Source organism: Mycobacterium sp. TH-M15, assembly GCF_057473705.1.
The window spans coordinates 1-3,780 of record NZ_JBYCLB010000467.1 but is presented as its reverse complement, the minus strand read 5'-3'; the positions used below and the strand labels follow the sequence as shown (position 1 = coordinate 3,780).

The 3,780-nt window shown below is 70.9% G+C and carries 2 protein-coding genes; both read right to left on the bottom strand.

Features of this window, described 5'->3' with window-relative positions; translation table 11 throughout:
* Window positions 1-642: 642 nt before the first annotated feature.
* Window positions 643-2,643: a peptidoglycan D,D-transpeptidase FtsI family protein gene (locus AC2VNT_RS11285; protein WP_486946937.1), complete on the bottom strand. Its 2,001-nt coding sequence runs from the start codon at window positions 2,641-2,643 to the stop codon at window positions 643-645.
* Window positions 2,640-3,689, bottom strand: a complete 1,050-nt coding sequence (gene ftsL, locus AC2VNT_RS11280) for a cell division protein FtsL (protein WP_486946936.1) — start codon at window positions 3,687-3,689, stop codon at window positions 2,640-2,642. Before ftsL ends, AC2VNT_RS11285 begins: the two co-directional genes overlap by 4 nt.
* Between the last annotated feature and the right edge of the window lie 91 nt (window positions 3,690-3,780).

Sequence of the window (3,780 nt, the reverse complement as noted above, 5' to 3'; positions counted from 1 at the left end):
TGGTGGGTCGTCGTCGGGGTCGGCGGGTGGTGCGGGGCCGGACCAGATCGTGTCACGGGCGGTTCGGTGAGTGACTTCTCGGGCTGATCCACCAACCGGGTCCCCGTCACGGTCTAAGCCTGGGTACAAGTCCGGGTACTCCTGCACCCAGTGAAAGCCACGGCTGCGCAGGGGGAAACTGTTCAGCTCGACGCGCTGCAACGCCATGGTCACCGGCCGGCCGGTCGCCCGGAAAGGCACAGCCGGTCGGGGGCGGGTCGGTCGACGGTCGGCGTCGCTTGCAGCGGTGCGGCGAACATTGTGATCCGGTCGGTCAGCTTGGCCATGATGGCCTGTCGACCGCCACCACAGCCGTTGAGATTGCGCCCAGGGCTGTTGATTCGCGAGTGTCACGACCATGTACGCAATCTCAACAGATAGCCGTGGCCCCGGTGCCGCAGCAGCCAGCCGCCAGGACTGGAATCGCCAGCAGTCTCACCGGTACGGGCCACCTTAACCCGCCGCGAACAACACCCGATGTCATCGACAAGGCTTCCACCAGTCGTTTTGCCGATCAGACGCAACCCAAACGGCGGGGTTACGTCACCCTGCCCACCCGCCTTACACCGATCACGCGCCCGGCCCGATGCCGTGGACGTAGCGCTACAGCGCCTCCAGCGTGAGCGGCGGCCCGGGGTCCGGCGACAGCGGCACGTTCTCGCGCTGCATCAACCAGCTGGCGATGTTGTGGAACAACGGGGCGGCCGAGGACCCGGGCAACCCGTCGGCGGCGCGGTGCGGGTTGTCCATCATCAACGCGATCACGTAGCGCGGGTTGTCCGCCGGCGCCAGCCCGGCGAAGGTTATCCAGTAGACGTCGTCGTAGTAGCAACCGCAGCGCGGGTCGATCTGCTGGGCCGTGCCGGTCTTGCCGGCGATCTGGTACCCGTCGACCGCGGCCTGCGGGCCGGTGCCCTGCTGCACGCCGGTCGGATCGTGCTGGACGACGCCACGCAGCATGGCGCGGACGGTCTGCGCGGTCTGCGCTGACACCACCCGGATCCCTTGCGGGCGCGGCTCTTCGGTGCGGCCACCGTCGGCGGTGACGGTCGCCGCGACGATCCGTGGCGGGATACGCACGCCGTCGTTGGCGATCGCCTGGTACATCTCGGCCATCTGTACCAGCGTCATCGAAAGTCCCTGGCCGATAGGCAGGTTGGAGAACGTACTGCCCGACCACTGGTCCACCGGCGGCACCAGGCCGGCACTCTCGCCGGGCAGCCCGACGCCGGTGCGCCGGCCCAGTCCGAACTTCGCCAGCATGTCGAACCAGCGCTCCGGGCCGACCCGTTGCGCGAGCATCAGGGTGCCGACGTTGGAGGACTTGGCGAAGACCCCGGTGGTGGTGTAGGGCACGACCCCGTGTTCCCAGGCGTCGCTCACCGTCACATCTGCGACGGCGATCGACCCGGGCACCTGGAGCACCTCGTCGGGGCTGCTCAGCCCGTACTCGATCACCGATGCCGCGGTGACCAGCTTGTTCACCGAGCCGGGCTCGAACGGCGACGTCACCGACGGATTGCCCAGCTCGCGGTCCTCCTGGCGGCCGATGTCCTGGGACGGGTCGAAGGTGTTGTCGTTGGCCATCGCCAGCACCTCGCCGGTCTTGGCGTCCAGCACCACCGCCGAGACGTTCCGGGCGCCGGAGGAGTTCTTGGCCAGCTGCACCTGTTGCTGCACGTAGAACTGGATGTCGTCGTCGAGGGTGAGCTGGACGGTGGCTCCGTCGACCGCCCGGTGCCGGTTGCGGTAGCTGCCCGGGATCACCACGCCGTCCGAGCCGCGGTCGTAGGTGACCGAGCCGTCGGTTCCGGCCAGCACGGCGTCCATCGAATCCTCCAGGCCGAGCAGTCCGTGTCCGTCCCAGTCGATGCCGCCGACGACGTTGGCCGCCAGCGATCCACCCGGGTATTGGCGCAAATCCTGTCGTTCGCTGCCGACTTCTGGAAAGCGTGCGTTGACCGCCTCGGCGATGTCCGGGTCGACGGCGCGGGCCAGGTAGACGAAAGGCTCGTCGCTGCGCAGCTTCTTCAGCAACGTCGCAGCATCCGGTTTGTTGTCCAGCCGGGCAGCGATCTCTTTGGCGATCTCCTGCAGTCGCCGATCCGGGTCGGGGGCCTTCAGATTCACCTTCCTGGCGTCGTCAAGCTGTTTGCGGATCTTCACCGGCTGAAAGGTCAGCGCCCGGGCTGCGATGGTGAACGCCAGCTTGTCGCCGTTGCGGTCGATGATGCTGCCGCGCAGCGCTTTCTGCGTCTCGGTGACCTTCAGCTGGCCGGCCGCCTCCGCGCGCAGCCCGGACGCGCCGGGGACCTGCAGGTAAAACAGCTGTGCCGCGGCGACGAACAGCGCCAGGAAGATCACCGCGTTGCCGACCCGGTGCCGAAACGCGAACGACGCGCTGCGCAGGCTCACCTCCACCGCCTCGCGGGTGCGGCGCGCTCGCGCCGAGTGCGCGGTGGACGGCCCGCCGCGCTTGCCGGCCGGCCCGGGTCCGGCGCCGGGTTTCACCTTGCCTGGCTTGGCCACCCGCTTCGCTCCGCCGGCCTCGGCCGTCTTCGCCGATCTGCGCCGGCCGGGGGCCGGGCGCGACCGCGGCGTCATCCGGCCGGATCCCGGCCGGGAACGATCAGCGGTGGCGGGCCGATCTGGGCCGGCGGCGGCACCAGCGAGTCCGCTGCCGGGACTGTCAACGGGTCAACTGCCGGCGGAGGTGCCGGCGGGTCAGCGGCCGGCGGGTCAGCGGCCGGCGGCAATCCCATTGGCAATGGCCCGGGAAGAGGCCAGGGCGCGGGCTCGGTGAGCGGCATGGCGACCGCGCCCGGTGCGACCAGCGGCGGCGCTTGAGGCACCGCCCCGGGCTGCGGGGCACCCTGCGGCAGCGCCGCGGGCGGGCCGCCCGGCACCACCGGTGGCCCCATCACGGGCGGCACCCGAACCGGCACCTCCACCAAGCCCGGGGCCGGCGGCTCGTCGGCGAGTTTGGTGTTCAGCGGTGGCGGCGGCACTCCGTCGGCTGGTTTCGGGCTGCCGACCACCACCCAATTGCCGGCCGGATCCTGCACCAGGTGAGCGGTGTCCTTGCTGGGGATCATCCCGAGCTCACGGGCCGCCTCGGCCAGCGCCGGCGCCGACTCCGCGTTGCGGACGTCGCGCTCGAGTGCCTCCTTCTGCTGCAGCAACGCCCGGTTCTGCTCGCGGATGCCACTCAGCTGGTAGGAGCGCTCGGCGGCATCGGTGGAGAGCCACAGGGTGATACCCAACCCGATCCCGAGCGAACCGATCACCAGCACCACGAACGGCACCTTGGCGGCCAAGGTACGCGGTCGCAGGTCGATCGTCGCCAGTCGGGCGATCAACCGCTCCCGCAACGGCGCGCGGCCCACCCTCGGCGCCTTGGCTTTCCGAGCCTTCGCCCGAGCCTTGGCCTGCCGGGTGTTCTTCGGCGACACCGGCCGGCCGCCGGCCCGGGGAATCGGCTTGGTCTGCGGACCCGAGCGCGGGTTCCGCGGCTCCCGGCTGGGGGCGGGCGCCGTCCCGCCGCGGCGACGCGTGGTCCGCGACGGGGCGTCCCCCGGGCGGCCTGCCGTCACCCGGATGTTCTCCGAGCCGCGGCGGCCGCGCGCCGGCGGTTTGCGTTTGGCGTTCATCGGTCGCCTCCCCTCACCGCCCACGTACCGGCTCCGTTCGCTGCACCGCCCGAAGCCGAACCGAGGCGGCGCGCGGGTTGCCGCCGCCCTC